This window comes from Bradyrhizobium sp. Ken01, from assembly GCF_055807355.1.
The window spans coordinates 74,790-99,318 of record NZ_JBVVPC010000028.1 but is presented as its reverse complement, the minus strand read 5'-3'; the positions used below and the strand labels follow the sequence as shown (position 1 = coordinate 99,318).

The 24,529-nt window shown below is 63.7% G+C and carries 24 protein-coding genes; 7 read left to right on the top strand and 17 right to left on the bottom strand.

The window, feature by feature from the left end:
- Window positions 1–9: 9 nt before the first annotated feature.
- Both AC0L3S_RS24905 and AC0L3S_RS24900 read right to left on the bottom strand, forming a co-directional pair.
- The gene (locus AC0L3S_RS24905) at window positions 10–1,077 is read right to left on the bottom strand and encodes a hypothetical protein (RefSeq protein WP_473281905.1); all 1,068 of its coding nucleotides are present in this window, start codon (window positions 1,075–1,077) and stop codon (window positions 10–12) included.
- 120 nt (window positions 1,078–1,197) lie between these two features.
- Complete coding sequence (locus tag AC0L3S_RS24900) at window positions 1,198–1,635, bottom strand: hypothetical protein (protein WP_473281903.1); 438 nt, start codon at window positions 1,633–1,635, stop codon at window positions 1,198–1,200.
- Window positions 1,636–1,807: 172 nt separating this feature from the next.
- Between AC0L3S_RS24900 and AC0L3S_RS24895 the strand changes: the two genes are divergently transcribed.
- Entirely contained in the window at window positions 1,808–2,617 is an 810-nt protein-coding gene (locus AC0L3S_RS24895; RefSeq protein ID WP_473281899.1) for an ABC transporter substrate-binding protein, read from the top strand.
- On the opposite strand, the gene AC0L3S_RS24890 is transcribed toward AC0L3S_RS24895, so the two are convergent.
- Window positions 2,591–3,289: an ABC transporter permease gene (locus AC0L3S_RS24890; RefSeq protein ID WP_473264962.1), complete on the bottom strand. Its 699-nt coding sequence runs from the start codon at window positions 3,287–3,289 to the stop codon at window positions 2,591–2,593. The two genes, AC0L3S_RS24895 and AC0L3S_RS24890, sit on opposite strands and share 27 nt — an antisense overlap.
- A gap of 175 nt (window positions 3,290–3,464) precedes the next feature.
- Window positions 3,465–4,517, bottom strand: a complete 1,053-nt coding sequence (hisC, locus tag AC0L3S_RS24885; RefSeq protein WP_473281897.1) for a histidinol-phosphate transaminase — start codon at window positions 4,515–4,517, stop codon at window positions 3,465–3,467.
- Between the two features lie 224 nt (window positions 4,518–4,741).
- Here hisC and AC0L3S_RS24880 point away from each other — a divergent pair, with 224 nt between their 5' ends.
- The 5 genes from AC0L3S_RS24880 to AC0L3S_RS24860 all read left to right on the top strand — a co-directional run bounded on the left by AC0L3S_RS24880 (window position 4,742) and on the right by AC0L3S_RS24860 (window position 10,698).
- Window positions 4,742–6,220 carry an FAD-binding oxidoreductase gene (locus AC0L3S_RS24880; RefSeq protein WP_473281895.1) on the top strand — a complete coding sequence of 493 codons (1,479 nt, stop codon included), beginning with the start codon at window positions 4,742–4,744 and terminating at the stop codon, window positions 6,218–6,220.
- Window positions 6,221–6,480: 260 nt separating this feature from the next.
- On the top strand, window positions 6,481–7,332 hold the full coding sequence (locus AC0L3S_RS24875) for a 3-hydroxybutyryl-CoA dehydrogenase (protein ID WP_473250896.1): 852 nt from the start codon (window positions 6,481–6,483) through the stop codon (window positions 7,330–7,332).
- 137 nt (window positions 7,333–7,469) lie between these two features.
- Window positions 7,470–7,934 (top strand): group III truncated hemoglobin, encoded by a 465-nt coding sequence (locus AC0L3S_RS24870; protein ID WP_473264959.1) that lies wholly within the window; start codon window positions 7,470–7,472, stop codon window positions 7,932–7,934.
- Window positions 7,935–8,200: 266 nt separating this feature from the next.
- Window positions 8,201–8,854 carry a QcrA and Rieske domain-containing protein gene (locus AC0L3S_RS24865; protein WP_473281893.1) on the top strand — a complete coding sequence of 218 codons (654 nt, stop codon included), beginning with the start codon at window positions 8,201–8,203 and terminating at the stop codon, window positions 8,852–8,854.
- 116 nt (window positions 8,855–8,970) lie between these two features.
- Complete coding sequence (locus AC0L3S_RS24860; protein ID WP_473281891.1) at window positions 8,971–10,698, top strand: methanol/ethanol family PQQ-dependent dehydrogenase; 1,728 nt, start codon at window positions 8,971–8,973, stop codon at window positions 10,696–10,698.
- Between the two features lie 306 nt (window positions 10,699–11,004).
- Here the strand turns inward: AC0L3S_RS24860 and AC0L3S_RS24855 are convergent, their stop codons facing one another.
- The 8 genes from AC0L3S_RS24855 to xoxF5 all read right to left on the bottom strand — a co-directional run bounded on the left by AC0L3S_RS24855 (window position 11,005) and on the right by xoxF5 (window position 18,903).
- Window positions 11,005–11,265, bottom strand: a complete 261-nt coding sequence (locus AC0L3S_RS24855) for a hypothetical protein (RefSeq protein WP_473281888.1) — start codon at window positions 11,263–11,265, stop codon at window positions 11,005–11,007.
- Between the two features lie 57 nt (window positions 11,266–11,322).
- Window positions 11,323–13,635, bottom strand: a complete 2,313-nt coding sequence (locus AC0L3S_RS24850) for a xanthine dehydrogenase family protein molybdopterin-binding subunit (protein WP_473281886.1) — start codon at window positions 13,633–13,635, stop codon at window positions 11,323–11,325.
- A 1-nt stretch (window position 13,636) separates the two neighbouring features.
- Window positions 13,637–14,089 (bottom strand): (2Fe-2S)-binding protein, encoded by a 453-nt coding sequence (locus AC0L3S_RS24845; protein ID WP_473281884.1) that lies wholly within the window; start codon window positions 14,087–14,089, stop codon window positions 13,637–13,639.
- Window positions 14,090–14,122: 33 nt separating this feature from the next.
- Window positions 14,123–14,293 carry a hypothetical protein gene (locus AC0L3S_RS24840; protein ID WP_473281882.1) on the bottom strand — a complete coding sequence of 57 codons (171 nt, stop codon included), beginning with the start codon at window positions 14,291–14,293 and terminating at the stop codon, window positions 14,123–14,125.
- 438 nt (window positions 14,294–14,731) lie between these two features.
- On the bottom strand, window positions 14,732–15,295 hold the full coding sequence (gfa, locus tag AC0L3S_RS24835; protein ID WP_473281880.1) for an S-(hydroxymethyl)glutathione synthase: 564 nt from the start codon (window positions 15,293–15,295) through the stop codon (window positions 14,732–14,734).
- 33 nt (window positions 15,296–15,328) lie between these two features.
- Entirely contained in the window at window positions 15,329–16,438 is a 1,110-nt protein-coding gene (locus AC0L3S_RS24830; protein WP_027566533.1) for an S-(hydroxymethyl)glutathione dehydrogenase/class III alcohol dehydrogenase, read from the bottom strand.
- Window positions 16,439–16,499: 61 nt separating this feature from the next.
- Window positions 16,500–16,988: a c-type cytochrome, methanol metabolism-related gene (locus AC0L3S_RS24825; protein WP_473264977.1), complete on the bottom strand. Its 489-nt coding sequence runs from the start codon at window positions 16,986–16,988 to the stop codon at window positions 16,500–16,502.
- Window positions 16,989–17,097: 109 nt separating this feature from the next.
- Entirely contained in the window at window positions 17,098–18,903 is a 1,806-nt protein-coding gene (xoxF5, locus tag AC0L3S_RS24820) for a lanthanide-dependent methanol dehydrogenase XoxF5 (protein WP_473264951.1), read from the bottom strand.
- Between the two features lie 512 nt (window positions 18,904–19,415).
- Between xoxF5 and AC0L3S_RS24815 the strand changes: the two genes are divergently transcribed.
- The gene (locus AC0L3S_RS24815; RefSeq protein WP_007601369.1) at window positions 19,416–20,384 is read left to right on the top strand and encodes a helix-turn-helix domain-containing protein; all 969 of its coding nucleotides are present in this window, start codon (window positions 19,416–19,418) and stop codon (window positions 20,382–20,384) included.
- Window positions 20,385–20,443: 59 nt separating this feature from the next.
- Here the strand turns inward: AC0L3S_RS24815 and AC0L3S_RS24810 are convergent, their stop codons facing one another.
- From AC0L3S_RS24810 to AC0L3S_RS24790, 5 genes are all read right to left on the bottom strand, one after another.
- Entirely contained in the window at window positions 20,444–20,869 is a 426-nt protein-coding gene (locus AC0L3S_RS24810) for a hypothetical protein (RefSeq protein ID WP_473264950.1), read from the bottom strand.
- Between the two features lie 130 nt (window positions 20,870–20,999).
- Window positions 21,000–21,989, bottom strand: coding sequence for a Bug family tripartite tricarboxylate transporter substrate binding protein (locus AC0L3S_RS24805; RefSeq protein WP_473264949.1), 990 nt, complete (start codon window positions 21,987–21,989; stop codon window positions 21,000–21,002).
- 110 nt (window positions 21,990–22,099) lie between these two features.
- Window positions 22,100–23,110: an FUSC family protein gene (locus AC0L3S_RS24800; protein WP_473281878.1), complete on the bottom strand. Its 1,011-nt coding sequence runs from the start codon at window positions 23,108–23,110 to the stop codon at window positions 22,100–22,102.
- Window positions 23,111–23,237: 127 nt separating this feature from the next.
- Window positions 23,238–24,167: a substrate-binding periplasmic protein gene (locus AC0L3S_RS24795; RefSeq protein ID WP_473281876.1), complete on the bottom strand. Its 930-nt coding sequence runs from the start codon at window positions 24,165–24,167 to the stop codon at window positions 23,238–23,240.
- Window positions 24,164–24,520 carry a c-type cytochrome gene (locus tag AC0L3S_RS24790; protein WP_473264945.1) on the bottom strand — a complete coding sequence of 119 codons (357 nt, stop codon included), beginning with the start codon at window positions 24,518–24,520 and terminating at the stop codon, window positions 24,164–24,166. Before AC0L3S_RS24790 ends, AC0L3S_RS24795 begins: the two co-directional genes overlap by 4 nt.
- Window positions 24,521–24,529 lie beyond the last annotated feature (9 nt).

The following is a 24,529-nucleotide window of genomic DNA, read 5'->3' as shown; positions in this document are numbered from 1 at the left end:
AATAAAGGGTCAGGCGAGGGCGGCCTGGCGTTCGCGCATTGGCTCGCGGACACGGTCGGGTTTCCCCGGCTCGGCGAGCCGCGTAAAACTGCGCTGGCTTGCATGCGCGGGTGCTTCGACAATCACGCCTTCGCAAACGATCTGCCCGCCGAGCATCCTGAATTCCAGCTTGTCGTAGCGCGGCATCGTCTCGCCGGGCGCGGGCGGCAGCAGCCCGACGCTCCCCTGGATGTTCAGCGTGGCATCGCCGGCGCCGTGAAGCCGCGGATTCCACATCCTGATCCCGGTCTCCGCCCAACGCTGCCGGATCAGCGTGGCGCGGTCGGCGGGTTCTACGGCTCTCACGCGAGCTTTCGGTGCACTCGGGATCTCCGGAGCGGGAGACACAAGGGCCGGAGCTGGCTCGATAGTTGTGACGACGCCGGGCGTCTCGGTGGAATCTTCCACTTCGCCGTCGGAGGGATCGCTGTCGATGCTCTCCTCGGGGACATGCTCCAGCGAGATGTCGCGATCCGCGAACGCGACGCACGTGTCGTCGAGAGTCGAGAAAGCATCCACGTCGACGACGGGCGCGATCGCGTCAACCGGGACGACCTCGACATCGACAGACGAGGCCTTCTCCGCGACAACGGGCTCAACGTCGGCCGCGAGTTCGGAAGTTGGATCTCTGTTGATGATGAGTTCGGGGACGTCGATCGCTTCGCGCAGGACGTCGATGGTCGCGACCGAAGCTCCTACGACGACCGGCTCGACTTCCGCCGCCGTCTCCGGGGATGATTCGCCGCTGCCGCTGACATCGGCTGGCGCTTCCGACGTGCTCTCCGCGATGACAGGGCTGGCGCTGTCGTCTTCGGGGGCTGAAGCTGCGACCGCGGGGTCGCAGTGCGTCGGATCCGCGCCGATGCTGGTGTCGAGAACCTCCGCGGCTTCTGCGATGTCAGCAACAAGGGCGAGCGAGGCGTCTGCGGTATCAGGCGCGACGTCGATGCTGCCGCCGTGCGGCGCGGGCCGAAGCCGTTTGAACGCCCATTTCACCGCGGGGATGCGGCGCAGCAACGATATCAGTCTCGAAAGCACTGGGAGTTGTCCAAGAGGTACTCGGCTTAAGGCCATCGCTGATTCGCCAGCAATGTAAAAATCCCCGGCTGTCACACTGATGTCAATGTAGATGGGACCAATTGCAGAACATCCACGCTTTCAGTTTTGCCGCGTGACTGTAGTCAAGGTGCCGCCCGCCAATACTCTTCGTTCGACAGCAAACCCTTCACGCATAACATCGGTGACGACATACTTGAGCCGCACGAAGGCGTCTGGGGAGAGGGGGCGATCGCCCCCTCTCCAGAATTTCCGACCGATGCCGGCGTACTTTCCGGAGCCAGCGCCGCCGCCGGCCTGGCTGCCCATGTTATTGGTGTTGCTGCCGCCCGCCGACGGAGTCTGCTTGCCCTTGCTGTCGGCGGCCTCGTTCTGCATGTTCGACGATGCGCCGGTCGTCATGCCCTTGGTCGCGGGGCCCCGCGACGAGGGGCCAACGTCGCCCTGGCCGGATGCGCCTGGGGCGGGTTGTGTCTGCGCAAAGGCGCTGCCGGTCGCCAGCGCCATGATGCATGCGGATGCCAAAATGATCTTCTTCATCTGGTTTCCTCCTGGGTTGACGTGAGGACAACTTGCGCGCGGAGCGGACGTTCCTCACGGGGAGACGTCGCGAGGATCATGACCAAGCGCCTTGGGGCGCTTGTCGCGTTCCCTGTAGGGCTCTATCGACGGTAGAGTTTGGAACATCGGGCATCTGGTGTAAGGACGAGGCATGAAAAGGATACTGACTCTCGGAGCGGTTCTGCTCTGGTCCACTATCGCAGTGGCGCAGGAGCGCGCCATCACTGTGGCCTCGACGACGTCGACGGAACAGTCGGGGCTGTTTGGCTATTTGCTGCCGCTGTTCTCGAAGGCCGCGGGCATAGACGTGAAGGTCGTGGCCGTCGGCACGGGCCAGGCGCTCGACATCGGACGGCGCGGCGATGCAGACGTCGTGTTCGTCCATGACAGGCCTGCCGAAGACAAGTTCATGTCCGAAGGCGAGGGTGTGAAGCGCTTCGACGTCATGTACAACGACTTCGTCATTGTCGGGCCGAAGAGCGATCCCGCGAAGATCGCCGGCGGCAAGGACGTGGCCGAGGCGCTGCGCAGGATCGCGGCCGCGAAGGCGCCGTTCATCTCGCGCGGCGACAAGTCCGGCACGCACGCCGCCGAATTGCGGCTTTGGAAGGAGGCTGGCGTCGACCTCCGTGCCGCCAAAGACGGCTGGTATCGCGAGATCGGTCAGGGCATGGGCCCGGCACTGAACATGGCGTCGTCGTCGAATGCCTATCTCCTATCGGACCGCGGCACCTGGTTGTCATTCAAGAACCGCGGCGAGCTCGCCGTCCTGACCGAAGGCGACAAGCGGCTGTTCAACCAGTACGGCGTCATGCTGGTCAATCCGGCCAAGCATGCAAACGTGAGGGCGCGGGACGGGCAGGCCTTCATCGACTGGCTGATCTCTCCTGGGGGGCAGGAGGCCATCGCCGGCTACAAGGTCGGGGGCGAGCAGCTATTTTTCCCCAACGCGCCCCACTAGCAGGAAGGCGACGGTCGACACTGCGACGCTGAGTGCGAGCAGGATCAGCCCGAGCCCGAGCGCCAGCGGTAAGTCGCCCTTGCTGGTCTCCAGCGCGATCGCGGTCGTCATCGTGCGCGTGAAGCCGCGGATGTTGCCGCCGACGATGAGGATGGCGCCGACCTCGGCGATCGCGCGCCCGAAGGCTGCGAGAAAGGCCGTCAGCAGCGAGGTCCGGCCCAGCGCGAACAGCAAGCCGATGCTGCGTAGCGTTGACAGCCCGTCGATCCGCGCCAGGTCGCCATACTCCGCCCACAGCAGGCTCGCCGGCCGGTGCACCAGTGCGACCACGATCGGTGTCGCGAGCAGCGTCTGCGCAACCACCATGGCCGCCGGCGTGAACAACAGGCCGGCGGGCCCGAGCGGGCCGGAGCGCGACAGCAGGAGATAAAGCGCGAGCCCGACCACCACCGGCGGAAGACCAAGCAAGGCATTGGTGAGGACGATGATGACCTGCCGTCCGCGGAACCGGGTGATCGCAAGCAGGGCTCCGAACGGCGCCCCAATCAGAAGCGCCAGGATGCTGGCGGTCAGGCTGACGCGAACCGACAGTCCGACGATGCGCAGAAGCTCTGCGTCGGCCTCGCCGATCAGCGCGAATGCGGCGCCGATGGATCGCGCGAAGTCGTTCATCCGTGCCCGAGCTTCGGCGCCCGCCGCCATGGCTGGGGTGCGTCGATTCCGGGGCTGCGGAGGTGATTCACGTATATTTCCCTGAGGGCATCGTCGTGCAAGGCGACGGCGGAGCGGTTTGGTAACCCGAATTTGACCGGAATCAAAGCCCCGTGCGGCATGGCACCGTCGGGGCTCAGATCAAGCCGCGCAGCACTTCAACAAGCCGGGCACACTCGGCCTCCGTTCCGACCGTGATGCGGAGGAAGTCCTCGATGCGCGGCTTTCCGAAATGACGGACCACAACGCCACGCTGCCGAAGCGCTGCCGCGAGATCTGCTCCGCTCCGGCTTCGATGGCGTGCGAAGACGAAGTTGGCGAGCGACGGCAACACTTCGAAGCCGAGCTGTCTGAGATCGCGGGCCAAGGTTTCGCGGCTTGCGATGATGCGGGCACGGGTGTCTCGGAACCAGCCGTCATCCTCGATCGCGGCGACGGCGCCGGCGATCGCGAGGCAATCGAGCGGATAGGAGTTGAAGCTGTCCTTCACCCGTTCCAGCGCTTCGATCAGTGGTCGTTGGCCGATGGCAAAACCAACCCGCAGGCCAGCGAGCGAGCGCGACTTCGAGAAGGTCTGGATGACCAGCAGATTGTCGTGGCGTGCAACCAGCGGCACGGCGCTCTCGGCGCCGAAATCGACATAGGCCTCGTCCACCACCACCAGCCGGTCCGGCTGTTCGGCCAGCAGCGATGCGATTGCGTCGCGCTGAAGCGCGATGCCGGTAGGAGCGTTCGGGTTGCAGAGGAGGATGGCACTCGATGGTCGCCTGTAATCGGAGATATCGATCCTCATCGCAGCATCGAGCGGCACCTCGTCGTGCGTTATTCCATAGAGGCCGCAATAGACGGGGTAGAAGCTGTAGGTGACGTCGGGGAATAGAAGCGGTGGTTCGTGCTTCAGAAGCGCCTGGAAGGTGTGGGCCAGAACCTCGTCGGAGCCGTTGCCGACGAACACTTGCTCGGGCGCCACATCGCAATGGGCCGCGATCGCCTCGCGCAGGCGCGTCGCGCGAGGATCGGGATAAAGGCGCAGCCGCTCCGCGGCCGATGCGATCGCCGCCAGCACGCGCGGCGAGGGCGGGTAGGGATTCTCGTTGGTATTGAGCTTGACGATGCCGTCCTGCTTGGGCTGCTCGCCGGGGACGTACGGCGAAAGCGTGTGGACGACCGGACTCCAGAAGCGGCTCATGATCTCCAATCCGAACTTGATCGGGGCACAGTACGGTATGCGGGACCTCGGCGGAAGTGCGCCTGCATTCAGCATTCCAGGCAAATCCGCACGACGTTTACTGCCGGAGACGTTCCCGCAAGCGCGACCCTTATGCTAGGGTCATCGCACCACCGCCCAGAATGAAAACAAGAACGAAGGCTGGCGCGCCCCAAGGCGCCGAACGGCCGAAAAGAGAGGAACACATGCCGGGTGCAGCCCTTCCCAGCGCTCCCTCGATTCCGACCGCACCCGTCGCCTCAGCCGTTCTCGACCGCTTGCGGGCCATCGTCGGCGACAAAGGCCTGATCCTCGACGAACCAGACAAGCTGCCCTTCGTGACCGACTGGCGCGGCACGCTGGCGGGGCAGGCCGCGGCGGTCGTGCGTCCGGCCAGCACCGCGGAAGTCTCCGCTGTCGTCAAGCTCTGCTACGACAACGGCATTGCCATCGTTCCGCAAGGTGGCAACACCGGCCTGATGGGCGGCGCTACGCCGTGGCCCATGCACCGCGGCATCGTGCTGTCGCTCGGTCGCATGAACCAGGTGCTGGATGTCGATCCCGTCGGCTACGCCATGACCGTGGAGGCAGGCTGCATCCTCGAGACGCTTCAGGACACAGCCGCGCGCCACGACCGCCTCTTTCCGCTCAGCCTCGGTGCTCAGGGCTCGTGCATGATCGGAGGCAATCTGTCCACCAATGCCGGCGGCGTGCAGGTGCTGCGTTATGGCAATGCGCGAAATCTGGTGTTGGGTCTGGAGGTCGTGCTGGCCAATGGCGATGTCTGGGAGGGCCTGCGCGCACTCAAGAAGGACAACACCGGCTATGACCTCAAGCATCTGTTCATGGGCGCCGAAGGGACGCTCGGCATCATCACCAAGGCGGTGCTGAAACTCTGGCCGGCGCCGAAAGACGTATGCACGGCATGGCTTGCAATCCGCGATCCCAAAGCCGCTATCGACCTTCTGTCGGAGGCGCATGCCGCTTCCGATGACAATGTCGGTTCCTGCGAGCTCATCAGCCGTGCGTGCACCGACATGGTGCTGCGCCACATTCCCGGCACCCAGGATCCTCTCAAGGCTGAGACCGAATGGTATCTCCTTCTCGAATGGTCGTCGGCCCGGCCACGGCAGGACGGCGGCACGGGCATGTCGGACAGGATGGAGCAGTTCCTGGCCGACCACCTCGAGGCGGGCCGGGTGCTGGATGCGGTGATCGCGCAAACCGAAGCGCAGTCGCGCAACATGTGGCGAATTCGCGAGAGCGTGGCCGACGCATCGCGCACAGAAGGGCCGGGCTTGAGCTACGACGTGTCCGTCGCGGTCTCCAGGATCCCCGAGTTTATCGACAGCGGTCTTGATGCCGTGCTCGCCATCCTGCCGACGATCCGCCCCTATCCGCTCGGCCATATCGGAGACGGCAATGTGCACTTCTCCTTCATGGGTCCGAAGGGCATGGACCTCGATACGCTGTCCCAGTATTCCGCGGCAATCACACGGGCCGTCAACGACCTCGTCACCTCCATGGGCGGCTCGATCTCGGCGGAACATGGCATCGGCATCGAGAAGCTCGACGAGCTCCAGCACTATCGCTCCCGGACCGAGCTCGACATCATGCGCACGATCAAGCGAGCGCTCGATCCCAAGAACATCATGAATCCGGGCAAGGTACTTCGTCTCGATTGAGCCGCTACCGCCTCGAGCTCGGTGCTTCCGAACGCTCGGCGCTTCCAGAGACGGGTGCCGCAGATTGGCCGGGCCAAACAGGCCCGGGAGCGCGAATCATGCCGTTTCGCGGCCGAAAGGCAGCTTTATTCCCGCCTTGGATGCTTTAAGGAAGGGACAGGATCAGGTCGCACCCGCCCGGGAGCGGTGCTAGACCCTGATCCAGGAACAATGGGACGGGGCCGGTATGGCACGTCCACAAGGATGAAGGATTTGAGGCAATGATCCAGACCGTTGGCATCATCGGGGCAGGGACCATGGGGAACGGCATCGCGCAGATTTGTGCCGCGGCCGGGCTTTCGGTCGTGATGGTCGATATTTCCGATGCGGCAGTGAACCGCGGGATTTCGACGGTTGGCGGCAGCCTCGAGCGCCTGGTCAAGAAGGAGAAGATGTCGGCGGCCGATCGCGACGCCACGCTCAAGCGCATCACCGGCACCACGGACCGCGCCAAGCTCGTCGATTGCGATCTCGTCATCGAGGCCGCGACCGAGAACGAGGAACTCAAGGTCAAGATCCTGAAGGATCTCTGCGCGACGCTGTCACCGCGCACGCTGCTCGCCACGAACACCTCGTCGATCTCGATCACGAAGCTCGCCGCGGCGACCGACCGGCCCGACCGCTTCATCGGCATGCACTTCTTCAATCCGGTTCCGGTCATGGCGCTGCTGGAGCTCATCCGCGGCTTGCAGACCTCCGACGACACCCACGCCAAGGCGCTCGATTTCGCCAAGCGCGTCGGCAAGGTGGCGATCACGGCCAAGAACAGCCCCGGCTTCGCCGTCAACCGCATCCTGTGCCCGATGATCAACGAGGCGATCTTCGCGCTGCAGGAGGGGATTGCGACGGCAGAAGAGATCGATGCCGGCATGAAGCTCGGCTGCAACCATCCGATCGGACCGTTGGCGCTCGCCGATCTCGTCGGGCTCGACACCATGTTGTCGGTGATGGAGGTCTTTTACAAAGGCTTCAACGACCCCAAATACCGTCCGGCCCCCTTGCTCAAGGAAATGGTCGACGCCGGCCATCTCGGCCGCAAGACGGGGCAGGGCTTCTACACCTACAGCGCCTGACAATGGCGCGGGCGGCGGGCGTTGCGTGCTCGCCGCCAGACCCCGCGATTTGCGCTGCGACAAAGACGCCGCGCGCAATCGGCCCGACAATGTCGAACGGGCGGCCTGCGGGAACAACGGAACGGATAACAAGGGACATGTCGGATCGACTGAAGGCCGAGCGCGAGGCGGCGGCCGCGCGGCGGAATTTGCTGACCCAGGATGCAATCGAGCGCACGGGGATCACCGAAGAGATGATCGGGGAACTCGTGACCCGTTTCTACGGGCGCGTGCGCGAGGATGAGTTGCTGGGGTCGGTGTTCGTGATCGTTCAGAATTGGGACGAGCATCTGGCCAAGCTCCGGGATTTCTGGTCGTCGGTCGTGCTGATGAGCGGCCGCTACCATGGTTCGCCGATGCGGGCGCATATGCCACTGAACTTGGTCGGGGATCATTTCGACCGCTGGCTAGATCTGTTCGAACAGACCGCGCGCGAGGTCTGCCCGCCGCAGGCAGCCGCGCTGTTCATCGACAGAGCGCGCCGCATCGCCGACAGCTTTGAGATGGCATCGGCAACCTTGGCCGGCCGTATCGCGTCGCCGCGTCACGTGCTCCGCTCCTAGAATACAAAATGCCTGCCTGAGAAACGCGCAAGCCGCACTGATGGCGCTATGGTTCGCGCCGAGCGTCGGCGCATTGCACCAATACCAATAGCATTAACCTGATCTGCAAAATCATCATGCCGGTCGCGCAGCGTGACGTTGCAATTAAAAAAACGCGCGAAAATGCGGGTGTTCGAGTTCAATCAGTGCGAGCATAACCGTGTGATGCACTGCGGGAAAAAATCTTTGCCTTTTTTTCGGCAGAGTTCCAGCGCCTGCTTGTGAACATGTCGCGTGCATCGTTCAACCCATCCTCTTCATCCTCCGACAACACAGCGGAATCCGAAGCTGACGCGTGCACGGAGCAAACCCGGCGGGCGCTGTTGATGAGCGCGCTGGCCACGACGGCGTGCCTCGCCTGTTCCACGCAGGTCCACGCGAGCGAGGATGCGCCCGGCTCCGACGAGCGGCCTCAGAAGGGCGATCTGCTCGTATTCTCCGAAGGCGATCAGGAGGGAAAGCCCGTCACCGCGGCCGCTCTGTCGGCCGGCGGACCGCCGGTGCATGCCTGGCCGAAAGATCCGAAGACATCGGTCGTGCGCAGCGCCTCGCGCCTCAACGAGATCCTGATTATCCGGCTCGACCCCGCGGAGCTCGACGAGCAGACGAAAGCGCGCGCTGTCGACGGCATCATCGCCTATTCGGCAATCTGCTCGCATGCCGGCTGTCCCGTCACGGCGTGGGTGAAGAGCGATGTCGGTGACAAGGAAGTGCTCAAATGCATGTGCCACAACTCCGAATACGATCCTCGCGCGGGCGCGCAGGTCGTGTTCGGGCCGGCGCCGCGACGGCTCGCTGCGCTGCCGCTGGCGCTGGCTGACGGCTCGCTCAGCGTCGCCGGAAACTTCGTCGGAAAGGTAGGTGGCGCGCAGCCGGGATGATGGGCGTGCGGGTTGTGCCCGCGTCATGAGAGACCGCATCCGCCGATGGGCGGACGACGGGACGAACGACAAGAATTCAAAACAAGAATTCAAACGAATGAAAAAAGGGGAACGCCATGACCAGGAAGCAGTGGTTACTGTCCGGCTTCGTCGCCTTCACATGTCTTGCCTCGACCGCCGCCATATCAGGCCCGGTCGAGAACTACGCGCCGGTCACGGCGCAGCGGTTGGAAAACCCGGAGCCCGCCAACTGGATGCTTTACCGGCGGACCTATGACGGGCAGGGCTACAGCCCGCTCGACCAGATCAACACCTCGAATGTTAAGAACCTCACCCCGGTCTGGACCTTCGCGACCGGCGTCGTCGAAGGTCACGAAGCGCCGCCGATCGTCAACAACGGCGTGATGTTCGTTGCGACCCCGATGGGGCAGGTGATCGCGCTGAACGCCAAGACCGGTGACGAGTATTGGCGCTACAAGCGGCAGCTCCCCGACGATCTATTCCAGCTGCATCCGACCAGCCGCGGCGTCGGCCTCTGGGAGGACAAGCTCTATCTTGCCACCACCGACGACCATGTCGTCGCGCTCGACGCCAAGACCGGCAAGGTGGTGTGGGACACCAAGGTGCAGGACTACAAGAAGGGCCAGTACATGACCCTGATGCCGCTGATCGTCGACGGCAAGGTCATCGTGGGTGGCTCCGGCGGCGAGTTCGGCGTGCGCGGCTATGTCGCCGCCTATGATGCCAAGGACGGCAAGGAGCTGTGGCGGACCTATACCATTCCCGGCGAAGGCGAACCCGGCCACGACACCTGGCAGGGCGAGGATTGGAAGAACGGCGGCGGCTCGGCCTGGATGACCGGCAATTACGACAAGGACACCAAGACGATCTATTGGGGCGTCGGCAACGCCGCGCCGTGGCCCGGCGAGATGCATCCCGGCGACAATCTCTATACCTCCTCCGTGCTCGCGCTCGATCCGAACACCGGCAAGATCAAGACCTATCACCAGTATCACCAGAACGATTCCTGGGACTGGGACGAGGTCGAAGCGCCGATGTTGATCGACCTGCAACGCGACGGTCGCAACATCAAGAGCCTGGTCCATCCGGGACGCGATGCGATCTTCTGGATACTCGAGCGCACACCGACCAAAATCAACTACGTCGCCGGCTGGCCGTTCGTCTCCACCGACGTCTGGAAGGGCATCGACGCCGAGAGCGGCAGGCCGATCGTCGATCCCGCGCACAAGCCGATGGTCGGCAAGCGCGTGGAGTTCTGTCCGTCGCTGTGGGGCGGCAAGGATTGGCCGTCGGCGGCCTACAGCCAGAAGACCGGCCTCGTCTACGTGCCCGCCAACGAGAATTTCTGCGGCGGGTTCACCGGCGAGAAGGTTCCGCTCAAGCCCGGCGAGCTCTGGCTCGGCACCAAGCCGGAGGACATCGGCCTGAAGACGAAGCCGGGTGCCGATCATTTCGGCGAGCTCCAGGCTTGGGATCCTGCCACGGGCAAGAAGGTGTGGCAGCACAACTTCCCCAAGTCGCAGCTGTTCGGATCGGTGACGGCGACCGCAGGCGATCTCGTCTTCGTGGGCGGCACCAACGACCGCAACTTCCGCGCCTTCAACGCGGAGTCCGGCGAGCTGCTCTGGGAGCAGAAGACCAACTCCGGCATCATGGGCATGCCGGTGTCCTATGAGATCGACGGCACGCAATACATCGCGATCCAGTCGGGATGGGGCGTGGATGCGCAGCGCATCCAGGATGCACTCGTGACCAACGATATCGGCATCGAAGCCAACGTGCCGCAGGGCGGCGTGATCTGGGTGTTCGCGCTGAAGAAGTAAGCTCCGCTGGCGGATCGAAAGAAGCGGAGTGTCAGGGGGCAAATGCGGCGGACGGCAACGTCCGCCGCATTTTGCGTCGGCGTTGTCCCTTCTCCCCTTGCGGAGAAGGTGGCGCGAAGCGCCGGATGAGGGGTTCTATCCGCGCATCTCAATATGCGAGACCCGCGCAGGCATACCCCTCACCCAAGCGGGGTCGTGGCAACCGGCGTCGCTGCCCTCTCCCGCAAGGGGAGAGGGCGTATCGATGCGCTTCGGCGAAGAAGTAGAGCCGATAATCACGGCGTCAAAATGCCGATGCGCAGATCGCTACTTCCCCTCGCGCTCGACCTTGTCCTTTGCCTTCTGGTTCATCTCGCGAACCTTGGGATCGGGATTGTGCTGCCCGGTGGTCTGGCTGGTCGAGGGCGGCGTGGCATTGGTGTTAGGGAGAGAGTTCTGGTCCGGCGTGCTGGGGCGCGTCGCGGTGGTCGGCGGCGCGGTGTTGCTCTGGGCGTATGCGCCAGTGGCCGTCAAAAGAAAGGCGCTCGACAGCAACGGGACTGCGAGCGCCTTTGAGATATGGGTCATCGATCTGCTCCTGTCAGATCGATGCAAACGGCGCGAGGCCGCCTTGTGTTCCCGCCTTTACGCTTCCAATTGCTTGCCGAGCGGAAGGCTGCGGACGCGCTTTCCGGTCGCGGCGAAGATGGCGTTCATCAGCGCCGGCGCGAATGGCGGGACGCCGGGCTCGCCCACGCCGCTCGGCGGCGTGTCGGGTCCTGGCGGCACGATGTAGACGTTGGTCACCGCAGGGGATTCGTCGATCCTGAGGACCTGGAAGTCGTCGAAGTTCTTCTGCTGCACCTTGCCGTCCTTGAAGGTGATCTCGCCGTATTTGGCGAGACTGAGCCCCATGATCGCCGCGCCCTCGATCTGGGAGGCGATGCGCTCGGGGTTGACATAGGTGCCGCAGTCGATGGCGGTGTCCACCCGCGGCACCGTCAGCTTGCCCTTGTCGTCGACGGCCACCTCGACGATGGTCGCGATATAGCTGACGAAGCTGCGGTGCACGGCGATGCCGAGGCCATGGCCTTTCGGCACTTGACGGCCCCATTCGCCCTTCTCGGCGACCAGCTCGACCACCTTGCGCAGGCGCGCGGTGTCGATCGGATAGCTGTCCAAGGGCTCGCCGTAGTTCCACATGTCCTTCACAGCAGGCTTGACGATGCGCGGGCTGCCGATCAGCGCGAGCAGCGTCTCCTTCTGGTCGCGGCCGGTCGCATGGGCGATCTCGCCCACCATCGACTGGACCGCAAACGCGCGCGGGATGTTCGAGACCGAGCGGTACCAGCCGATGCGGGTGAACGCCGCGGCCTCGGGGTTCTCGCAGGAGATGTTGGCGATCTCGAAGGGCATGTCGACGAGGCCCATGCCGAGCTCGAAAGGCGCCTGGTGCTTTGCACCTGCCGCAAACGTCGAGCCGATGCTCGGGGCCACGCTGCGATGGCGCCAAGCGACCACTTTTCCGCTCTTGTCGAGCCCCGCCTCGATCCGTTCCACGGAGACCGTGTGCAGGAAATCGTGGCGAACGTCGTCCTCGCGCGTCCACTGCACCTTGACGGGCACGCCGAGCTCCTTCGACAGCAGCGCGGCCTCGAGCGCGAAGTCGCATTTCGACTTGCGGCCGAAGCCGCCGCCGAGCAGCGTGACGTTGACCGTGACGTTGCCCTCGGGAATGCCGAGCGTCTTCGCGACGTCCTCGCGCGTACCGCCCGGGCTCTGCACCGGCGCCCAGATCTCCGCCTTGTCACCCTTGACGTCGGCGACTGCCACCGGTGGCTCCATGCTGACATGGGCAAGATGCGGCAGATAATATTCGCCGACGACGACCTTGTCGGCGCCCTTCAGAGCAGCCTCGGCGTCGCCTTCCTGGCGCACCACAAGACCCGGCTTGCGCGAGGCCTCCTCGAGCTCCTTGCGGTAGGCGACGGAATCGTATTTGCCGTTGGCGCCGTCGTCCCAGGTCAGCTTCAGCGCGTCGCGGCCCTTGATCGCCGCGCCGGTGTTGCGCGCGATCACGGCAACGCCGCCGAGCGGCTGGAATTTCGACGGCCACGGCCAGCCGCGCACCTGCATCACCTTCTCGACACCGGGGACCTTCAACGCCGCGTCCGGATCGAACTTGACCAGCTTGCCGCCGGTCACCGGCGGGCGCGCGATCACGGCATACTTCATGCCAGGCAGCCGCACGTCGGCGCCGTAACGCGCCTTGCCGGTGGTGATGTCGTGGAGATCGACGATGCCGATCTGGCCCTTGCCGAGATAGCGGAAGTCCTTGGGGTCCTTCAGCTTGAGCCCTTCGATGCTCGGCACCGATTCCTTGGCGGCATCGGCTGCGAGCTCGCCGAAGCCAAGCTTGCGGCTCGTCGCGCTGTGGACGACCTCGTGATTGACGGCCTTGACCTCGGTTGCCGGCACACCCCAGCGTTTCGCGGCGGCTTGCTCCAGCATGGTGCGGGCGGAGGCACCGATCTGGCGCATCGGCATCAAATAGTGCCGCGTGCTGCGCGAGCCGTCGGTGTCCTGGTTGCCGAACTTGACCTCGTCGCCATGGGCCTGTTCCACCTTGACCCGCGCCCAGTCGGCTTCCATCTCCTCGGCCACGATCAGCGGCAGGCTGGTGCGCACGCCGGTGCCCATTTCGGCGCGGTGGGCGAGGATGGTGACGGTGCCGTCGGGTGCGACCGCGACGAATACGCGCGGATCGACCACGACGCCGTGCGGCATCTTGCCGGCGCCGGTCTCGTAGGCGAACGCCTGGCGCGACATCACGGGCGCCGCGAGCACGAAGCCGCCGGTGATGCCGAGCCCCTTCAGGATGCTGCGGCGCGAAACCTTCTCGACCTTGATGTTCTTCTCGAAGCCACGAAGCTTCTTCGGGTTGTCGATGAAATTCATGTCACACTCCCGTCGATGCGAGATGGACCGCATTCTCGATGCGCTGGTAGCAGCCGCACCGGCAGATGTTGCCGGACATCGCTTCGCGGATCTGGTCGTGCGACGGCTTTGGGTTCTCCATCAGCAGCGCAGCCGCCTGCATGATCTGGCCTGCCTGGCAGAAGCCGCATTGAGGAACGTTGACCTGCCGCCAGGCCTTCTGCACCGGGTGATCGCCGTTCGGATGCAGTCCCTCGATCGTCGTGACCTCGCGGCCGGCGACGTCGTTGATCGACGTGATGCAAGCGCGCACGGCTTCCTTGTCGACGATGACGGTGCAGGCGCCGCACAGGGCCTGGCCACAGCCGAACTTGGTGCCGGTCAGCCCGGCCTCATCGCGCAGGAACCAGAGTAGCGGGAGATCCGGGTCGCCGTCCCAGCTCTGTTCCTGGCCGTTGATCTTCACCTTGATCATGATCGTCCCTCGCTCTTCATAAGCTTGTTGATTTCAGATTTTCCAGATGCCGGTCGGTGCAATGTCCGCTGTGCGGCGTCGCATTCCAGCGGTCATCCCGCGCGGGCAGATCCCGGCAGGAATCAGGAATGCCAATGTCATGTCCGGATGTGTTCGATACCTCCCGTCTTGTTCTTGATTATTGAATTCGCGCGGCATCGTCACGTCGCGATCTTAGCAAGGATCGCTTCGGTCTAGCATTCACAGCCAAGTGTTCTCTAGTCAGCTGTTCTCGATGGGAAAAGATTGCAACGAAGGTTTGTCAAAAGCAGGGCGCCGCATCACGCCGCGCGCCTCTCGAGATGGGCACACTAAAAAAGCTTCGTCCGCCAGAAGACCTGTTCGGACGAAGCAGGATGCCTCAGTCGAGGGAGGGAGAAACGCAGGCGCAGCGGACTTCAAGCAGGAAGCCGGCAGCCCTGCGCAGTCATTCAGAGACCAGGACTGAGGGAGCTCGCGGCCCCCACACAAGCGCAATCGAGAAGCGGCGGCATCGCCGCGATTGTCCCGGGCCGGCTCCGTCCGCTCGCTGGGTGTGGTGGAACCAGCGAGCGGGCGGGGCGCGGCAAACGTCAGGCGGCCTTTTGCCTAGGCGGCCTTTGCTCAGGCGGCCTTGGCCTTCGCTACATGGGTTGCGATCGCGTCCATTAGCGCCGGCGACAGGCAGTCATAGGGCTCAAGTCCGAGCTCTTTGAACCGAGCCCGTATTGCGCCCATCTGCTCCGGCTTCACGCCCGATTCGATCACCGACGAGACGAAGGCGGCGAATTGCGGCGCCTGCGAACCCTGTTCCTGGAACAGTTCAGGGTGGATGAAGTCGAGGCCGTAGAACGGGTGACCCTTGTTCTCAATGCGGCCGTACATGTGCGTGCCGCAGGCCTTGCAGGCGTAGCGCTGGATCACCGCCGACGGATCGACGATCTGGAGCTTGTCGCCGTTCTCGAGCACGGTGACGTTCTGGCGGGGTACCACGGCGACGACGGAGAAATTCGCGCCCTGCGGTTTCCAGCACTTGGTGCAGCCACAGGCATGGTTATGCGCGACGTCGCCCTTGACGGCGACCTTGACCTGATGGTCGCTGCATTTGCAGGCGAGTGTGCCGCCGGCGAAGCTGCCGCTGCCCTGTTTGATGCCGTTATCGATCGAGGGATGGAGTGCAACAGTCATGGGTCGATCCTCCTTGGGGTGACGCTTTTCGAGCTAGAACACGACGACTGAACGGATCGATTTACCCTCATGCATCAAGTCGAAGCCTTTGTTGATGTCTTCGAGCTTGAGCGTGTGGGTAATCATCGGGTCGATCTGGATCTTTCCGTTCATGTACCAGTCGACGATCTTCGGCACGTCGGTGCGGCCCCGCGCGCCGCCGAAGGCGGTGCCGCGCCAGTTTCGCCCGGTGACGAGCTGGAACGGGCGGGTCGCGATCTCCTTGCCGGATTCGGCAACGCCGATGATGATCGAGGTCCCCCAGCCACGATGGCAGGCTTCCAGCGCCTGGCGCATCACTGTGGTGTTGCCGGTGCAGTCGAAGGTGTAGTCGGCGCCGCCGTCGGTCAGGGTCACGAGATGCGGGACGATGTCGCCGGTGATCTTCTTGGGATTGACGAAATCGGTCATGCCGAACCGGCGTCCCCATTCCTCCTTGGAGTCGTTGATGTCGACGCCGATGATCTTGTCCGCGCCAGCCATCTTGGCGCCCTGGATCACGTTCAGGCCGATGCCGCCGAGGCCGAACACGACCACGTTGGAGCCCGGCTCGACCTTGGCGGTGTTGACGACGGCACCGACGCCGGTGGTGACGCCGCAGCCGATGTAGCAGCTCTTGTCGAACGGCGCGTCCTCGCGGATCTTGGCGACCGCGATCTCCGGCAGCACAGTGAAGTTCGAGAAGGTCGAGCAGCCCATGTAGTGGTAGATCGGCTTGCCCTTGTAGGAGAAGCGGCTGGTACCGTCGGGCATCACGCCCTTGCCCTGCGTCGCGCGGATCGCGGTGCAGAGATTGGTCTTCTGGCTAAGGCAGCTTTTGCATTGCCGGCATTCCGGCGTGTAGAGCGGGATGACATGGTCGCCCGGCTTCACCGAGGTCACGCCAGGACCGATCTCGCGGATGATGCCCGCGCCCTCATGCCCCAGGATCGACGGGAAAATTCCCTCGCTGTCGAAGCCATCGAGCGTGTAGGCGTCGGTATGGCAGATGCCCGTCGCCTTGATCTCGACCAGGACTTCGCCGACCTTTGGTCCTTCCAGATCGACTTCGACGATCTCGAGCGGCTTCTTGGCTTCGAAAGCGACGGCGGCACGTGTCTTCATCTTAAACTCCTCAAATTCCAGCAGGGCGCCAGGAATCAGGTCCTGGTCGGGCTCCGCACGTTCACTTCTTGCCCATGCACGAATCTTCGTTCTTGGTATAGGCGTCGTTCTTGTCCTCGTGCTTGCCGGGTCTTGTGCGGCCCCAGGCCTCGTTGGAGCGGGCGCGCAGATAGACGTAGAGATCGTCCATGTAGCAGGCGACGTTCGGGTTATCGCCGAAGGCCGGCATCACGTTCTCTGCGGCAGTCGAGATGTTCTTGCGGCCGGAGGCGACGACGCCGAGAAAGTCGGCATAGCTCATCGTCTTCAGCGAATCCTTGAGCGCCGGGGCGTAGGTCGAGCCCATGCCATCCGGGCCGTGACACACATGGCAGTCCGAGTGATAGCGGCGGTATCCGGAATAGGTGTACCAGTCGACGGATCCGTCAGTGATCTTGTAGGTCGGGTTGCCTTCCTTGTCGGACCATTCGCCGGTTTCGTTCTGCTTGACGGCGGTCGGGTCACCTGAGCCGTCCGCGACGGCAATTTCCCCGGACGCGACCAAGAACATCGCAGCAATGGCAGAGCAGATTTTACGCAAGAGATTTTCCTCGGAAGGCCTTCGGTGAGACGAGCCGGCGCGTGGAGTTGATCCACGCGCCGGAGCGATGCTGAGAGGTCTAGTTGGGCAGCGAGAACACGGTCAGCGTACCGCCGAGTGCCGTGTAGTTGCTGAGCGCCGCGTAGCCACCGACTGCGCCGAGACCGGCGGTCGGATCGGTCAGGCCTGCGGCCAGACCGATGCCGGCCCAGCCACCCACGCCGGAGAGCACTGCGATATACTGCTTGCCGCCGTTCTCATAGGTGGTGACGTTGCCGATGATGCCGGAGGGAGTCTTGAACTTGTAGAGCTCCTTGCCGGTCTTGGCGTCGACTGCCTTCAGGTAGCCTTCGAGCGTTCCGTAGAACACCACGTTGCCTGCGGTTGCGAGCGCACCCGACCAGACCGAGAACTGCTCCTTGTTCGACCAGACGATCTTGCCGGTCTTGCCGTCCCAAGCGATGAAATTGCCCATGTGGGTTTCACCCTGCGGCGGATACATCGAGAGCGTCGCACCCACATAGGGCTGGCCCGCGGTGTAGCTCACCTTGAACGGTTCGTAGTCCATGCAGACGTGGTTGGTCGGAACGTAGAACAGCTGCGTGTCCGGCGAGTAGGCTGCCGGCTGCTCGTCCTTGGTGCCGAGCGCGGCCGGGCAGATGCCCTTCACGTTGTGGTCCTCGCCCGCCTTGTCGGTCGAAGCTGCGTCGAGCACCTTCGGGCGGCCGTAGGTCGGCGAGTTCTTGTCCATGTCGACGCCGGAGGTCCAGTTCACCTTCGGATCGTACTTTTCAGCGACCAGGAGCTCGCCGGTGACGCGATCGAGCGTGTAGCCGAGGCCGTTACGATCGAAGTGCGTCAGCAGCTTGCGCGGCTGGCCGTTGATGGCCTGGTCCGAGAGGATCATCTCGTTGACGCCGTCATAGTCCCACTCGTCGTGGGGCGTCATCTGATAGACCCACTTGGCAACGCCAGTATCCGGGTTGCGAGCCCAAATCGTCATCGACCATTTGTTGTCGCCGGGACGCTGTTTGGGGTTCCAGGTCGAGGGATTGCCCGATCCGTAGTAGACGAGATTCAGCTCGGGATCGTAGGAGATCCAGCCCCAGGTGGCGCCGCCACCGATCTTCCACTGATCGCCTTGCCAGGTCTTGAGACTGGAGTCCTTGCCGACCGGCTTGCCGAGCGCGGTGGTCTTCTCGGCGTCGACTAGAATCTGGTTATCCGGCCCTTCCGAGTAGCCACGCCACGCCAGCTTGCCGGTTTTGATGTCGTAGGCGGTCATATGCGCCTGAACACCGAACTCGCCGCCAGAGATACCGATCAGCACCTTGTCCTTGACGACCATGGGAGCCGAAGTGCCGGTCTCGCCCTTGCTGGCGTCGCCGTTCTTCGCGGTCCATGCCACCTGACCGCTCTTGGCATCGAGCGCGACGAGCGTGGTGTCGGCCTGATGCAGGAAGATCTTGCCGTCGCCATAGGCCAAACCGCGGTTGACCGTATCGCAGCACATCACCGGGATGACATTCGGATCCTGCTTCGGCTCGTACTTCCAGACGATCTTGTTCTCGTTGGAAAGGTCAATAGCATAGACCTTGTTCGGGAACGGCGTGTGGACGTACATCATGTTGCCGATGATCAGCGGGCCGCCTTCGTGGCCGCGCAGCACGCCAGTCGAGAAGGTCCAGGCCACCTGGAGCTTGCCTACGTTTTGTGCGTTGATCTGGTTCAGCTTGGAATAGCGGGTGTTGGCATAGTCGCCCGTCGGCATCACCCAGTCTTTCGGGTTCTGCGACATCTTGAGCACTTCGTCGTTGGCCGACGCGCTGCCGACGGCGAGAGCCGCCGCGGAGCCGAGATAGGCCGCGAGTAGTACCTTGCGCATAGTCATTCCTCCATTGGTCTCGTTTATTTTTTCCGAAGCATTGCTAATCGCCGGGCTTTTCGTCCGGCGTCTGCTCGTGCAGGGCGGTCACGATTGGGACCAGAAACGATGCTGTGGTGTTTCCTCCTCCTGATGAGAGCCACGGGTCCACGTGCGGAGCGGCCCGTTCTTGTTGTTCCTGATACAATCCCTAACGACTTCGTTATCGGGAAACTTGCCCAAGAGAGAAGCTGGTTTGCTTGACAGCGCACGGGTCGGAAGTTTTTGATTTTGCAGTAGCGAATTCAGCGGCTTCCTCAACGCTTTGGGAGCGCCTTCAACGCTCAGGTTCCCCTTGACGGCGCTGCAACTAAGGCGGAGGATTAACTTTCAAGGGTGGCAATGGAACGATGGCGCTCGTTCTAGAAGATCGCTCAAAATCGAGGTAAACGTCACGCAATCACGGTTCAGGGCTCCGGCAGCGCGGCTCGCGATTCGCGTCAAATCTCCGGATCAAACCAGTGGCTGGATTAATGTCCGACACGATTCACACGCTCTCGACGACGGGAATGACGCCGAAACGTCAGATCCAAAGCTGGATCGACGGGCTGACCAGCCTGTGTGGGCATTTCGACGTCGATCCGCTCGAAGCGTCCTCGCTCGAGGGCCGCATCGACTACACCAGCGTCTCGCGCCTGAAGCTCTGCCAGATCGAGGTCAGCCAGCATCGCATCGCGCACACGCTGGCGCGCGCCAAGGCCAATGAACACCCGTATATCAAGATCCACTTCCAGACTTACGGTGTGTCTTATTTCGAGCAGGAAGGCCGCCACATCGAGCTGAACCCGGGCGACATCATTGCCTATGACGTCTCCTGTCCGCATTCGATCATCAGCCCCGCTTTCACGCGCCACGACGTGGTGATCGTGCCGAAGGCGCTGCTGCGCGACCGCGGATTCCCGTCGCAGCGAATGCCCGCCTGCAAATTGACCTCACGCACGGGGACGGGGCGCATCGCCCATGATTTCGTGCATGCGACCTTCGACGAGGCGGCCAAGCTGTCGGCGAACAGTGCGGTCGGCGTGGCCGATTCGCTGATCGACCTCTTGCTGCTGCCGCTGCGCGAGGCCGACACGATGCTCGATCGCGTCGGGCCCGAAGCGACCTATGTGCGCGCGCAGTTCTTCATCCGCGAGCATTTGCGCGATCCGGATCTGTGCATCGACCAGATTTCCGGCGAGCTCGGCTGCTCCAAGCGCTATCTGCACATGCTGTTCTCGGAGCGCGGCACCACGGTGAGCGACTACATCTGGCAGGCGCGTCTTCAGAATTGCCGCCAGGAGCTCGAGGCCCACGCCGGCAAGACCATAACCGACGTCGCGTTCTCCTGGGGCTTCTCCAGCTCATCGCATTTCAGCCGGGTGTTCCGGAAATATTTCGGCGTGGTGCCGTCCTCGATCCACAAGGCGCAACAGGGCGCGGTTGCGGCGGACGAGCACTAGGCAAACGCCAGGTTCGGCGTCGACGACGACGGTTGACCCTCACGCGCCCGCGATGTCTCTCACGCCGATATGGCGATGTAGGGAATGCTTGTCAGGAGAGCGGCGAGCAGCACCGCATTGCCCAGCATTCCGCTCCAATGGAGCCGGCGCAGCCGGCGCGGGGCCTCGGCATCGCCGGCGTCCCTGGCGCTGAGCTGTTCGTCCATCCGTTGCATGAACCCGCGGCGTCCGTAGATCGCCAAGGCTGCAAGGAGGCCGACGCCCATTGCGGCGACCAGACGACCGTCGAGCAGGAAAGCGACCGCTCCGATGATTCCGGCAACGCGCATCACCAGAAAATGGGCATTGAACATTCCGCGCAAAAGCTGGGCGACGGGCTGGATATCTAGCCTCACCAGCAGGAAGGCCGGAGACGCCAGCGTGAAATAGCCCATCGGAAAGAGCAGGATGATCATGACGGCTACGGCGACGCCATCCGGTGTCATGGGATCGGCCTTTCTCGTCCGCGCCGGCGAGACCTTCCCGCCAGCGTCGCACAATCATAGCGGGAAAATACGTTTCCGGCACCAGGCTTTGATCGGATGCCGCGCCGCGAAGGGCGTCTTGCCTCGCGGTTCAGGCGGGCTCAAGGCCGAGCGACCGCGCGCTCTCGATCCAGATCGGCAGCTCGCGCCGATACAGCGCGTTGGTTTCGTTGAAGCCGATCGCGGGTTCGAGCACGAACGTGTTGAGCACCTCCTTCACCTTCGGATCGCCGTTGGCAGCCACGCAAAGCTCTGCCAGGCGGTCGACAACCGGCTGCGGTGTCGCTTTCGGCACGGCCCAACCGGAGAAGCCGCTGACGGTGAAGAATTTCGACGTCGCGCCCTGCTCGGGGAGGGTCTTGATATCAGGGATCGCGTCGACCTTCTTCGAATGCACCGCGAACACGGTGCCACGGTCGCTCTGCAAAACCGATTGCGCTGCCGTGTAGCTGCCCATGGCCACATCGAGCGTACCTTCCAGCATGCCCGTCCACATCGGGGCTTCGCCGCGATAGTGGATCGGCTCGATGGCAAGGCCATACTGCTTGTTGAGTTCGTGGACCGTCATATGCGGGGCCGAGCCCGCGCTATAGGTGCCGAAGTTGACCTTGCCGCTCTTGCGCGCAAAGGCGACGAAATCCTCCAGCGTCTTGACGCCGGTTTTCGGGTTCGCCACCAGCAGGAGGCCGGCGCCCGGAATGACGCTGACGAGCGTCAAATCCTTGTCCATGTCGTAGCCCGGAGTCTTCATCACAACCCGGTTCATGATGTAGGTGGTCGAGATCGAACACAGGATGGTGTGGCCGTCGGGCTCCGCGCGGGCGACCTCCGCCGTCCCGATCGCGCCCGCGGCACCGGGCTTGTTCTCGACGACGACGGTCTTTCCGACCTGCTTGGAAATGAATTCACCATAGGCGCGCGCGAGCAGATCGGTCTGTCCGCCGGCGGGATAGCTGCAAATCATGCGGATCTGCCGCGATGGCCACGCAGCTTGCGCCGAGGCGCCGCGCGAGACGAAAGGCATCGCGAGTGTGCTGGTGCCGGCGGCGATGAAGTGGCGGCGATCGAGTTTTGCGGACATGATTCTCTCCCGGATTGTCACCGACGGTACTGCATCGGGTCGTCTCTGCCATGGGCGGCAGGCGAGACAGATTGGCGCATTCGAAGGGTCGCGCTGTGCCTATTCGCGCGTCATCCGGACAATCGCACTTTTCGCATGACACGTAGCCAGACGATTTCGGTCAGCGCTACCGCAAGCAAGCCGAAGCTGCCGCCGATCAGCACGTTGACGATGCGCTCCTCCGCGATGCCGCTGGCGCTGCCGGCGAAGGAAGCGGCCAGCGCGATGAAGAAGCAGCGCAGGCCGAAGCCGACGATGTAGCGGGAGAACGAGATCAGCGTGAGGGTGGCCGCGAGAACCGCGAGCGCATAGCCGACCCGGCTTTGCGGCAGAACCATGCCGGCAAGGAAACCGAGCGGCACGCCGGCGACGGCGCCGATCGCCCGCTGCTTCAGCTTGCCGGTCGAAGCGGCGAGATCGCCGACCACGACGCTTGCGGCCGACCACATCACCCATTGGCCCTGCGCGAGATCGAGGATCTCGACCAGCGCCGCCGCAGTGAACACCGCAAGGGCGGTTGCCCCCGCGGGCGCAAACCACTCGGCCGCGGGTGGTCCGAACGAACTCGCGGCATCGCCGCACCGTCGCCGGTCGTAAATCCGGATGGCGCAGACCAGAGCCAGCGCGATCGGAGAGGACACGATGATCATGCCGGCATGGCGCAGGGCTTCCGAGGCGCTCACGCCCTCCCGCACCTCGCAGGCAAGATACACGGCGGGGATGAACACCCAATTCCCGAGCGTGCGGAAATGTTCGCCATAGCGCGTTACCGCGACCGCAAGGAATCCGGCAAGCGCCGTCAGCACTGCGAATAGCGGCTTGATCGGGCTCGCGAGGAACAGCGCGGCAAAGGTGAGGAGGATGGCGAGATAATGCCACGCGACGACTTTCGGCGGCAGGTGCAGCCTGAGTGCGGGAATGAGCAACGAGACCGCGATCAATCCGAGATTCAGCAGCGCCGTCTCGCGCGCGATGAAATAGGCGGCGACCATCGGGCCGACGACGATCAGCGCCCGCACCAGCTCGCCGGTCTTGATTTCCCGGGCGAGGAGGTCGCGCAGGCTTGCGGCGGAAGGATTCACGATGCCACCAAAGGACCGTATGAAAACGGCGGCATCATAGGGTGCAGAATGTCGCCGAGCCAGCCATGGTTGTAGCGGGCCCATCGCCGACCACTTTATCCGTCATTCCGGGAGCCGGACGCTCCGGTCACCGCTGAATGATCTTCATCCAGACGTCGCCGAGGATCGCAGGCTCACGCGGCGGCAGATAGGTCAGCCCCGCCTGCCTGCCGAATTCGGCGATCTTGCCCTCGGCGGTAAGCCCGCTCAGCGCCTTGTTGACGGCGTCGATCAGCGCGGGATCGCTGACCAGCCCGACATAGCCGCGATTGGCGCCGATCGGATAGTAGTAGCCGGACGCGGTGATCGCCGTATCGGGGTGCGTAGCGCGATGGGCGTCGAGGCGGCCGAGGTCGATCAGCGTCGCGTCATAGTCGCCGCGGGCAAGTGCACCGAGGAGATCATCGCGCCCGGGGACGAGATGCGTGATGTCGTCGATCAGGCGCCCCTTGTCGAAGGTCATGAGGATCGCATCGCCGAGCGAGCCGCTCTCGATCACGAGGCGCAGGCCGGCGAGGTCGCCAATGTCGTCGATCTTGCGACCCCGCGCCTTCGGTCCGAGCACGACCGTCATCGGCGAGTAGACATAGGGCTGGCTTGGCGCGAGCACGCCGAGCGCGACGCGGCGGCGCCTGTCGTCGCGCGTGGCGCCTGCAAAATCCGGCAGGCGCGCCGTTTTCATGCCGGGCTTGACGAGGGAGTCCGTCGTCAGCGCGTAGCTGCCGACGAGCGAGCAGCGCCCGTCGGACAGCAGCGCATTGGCCTCGAGCTGCGGGCTCGAATCCTCGTCCAGCTTGCTCTCGAACCACTGGATCGTCAGCGGCCGTCCGAGCCGGTCGGCGATCGCTTGCGCCAGCAGCACGTCGAAACCCGAGTCCGGCTTGCCCTTGTGGTGCACCGACAGCGGTGGCCGGTCCTCGTCGAGACAAATCTTCAGCGGGTCGTCAGTCGCGCGCGCGGTCGTAGTCGCCGCCGCGAGGATCGCGGCAATGCCCCACACGGCCAGCCAGCGCCTCATGGTTTTCTCCGGCTCGAGATGAAGGCCCAGAGATTCCCGATCTCCTCGTCGCTGAGAATGTCGGCCCAGGGTGGCATCCTGTTGTTCTTGCCGTTCTTCACGGTGGTGACGAAGCGCGTCTTGTCGTCGGGGAAGGCGCGCAGGTCCGGCGTGATGGTGCCGGGGTTCATCATGTTGGGGCCGTGGCAGTGCGAGCATTTCTCCGCATAGGTCGACTTGCCGTGGTCGATCTGCGCCTGCACGGGATTGCCGGTTGAATCATCGGCGGCACGAACGGTCGCCGCAAGCGCGACCGTCAGCACCGCGACGGTGGCGAGGATCGCCACCGTCTTGTGAGATAGCTTTCTCAGCATCGTGCCGTG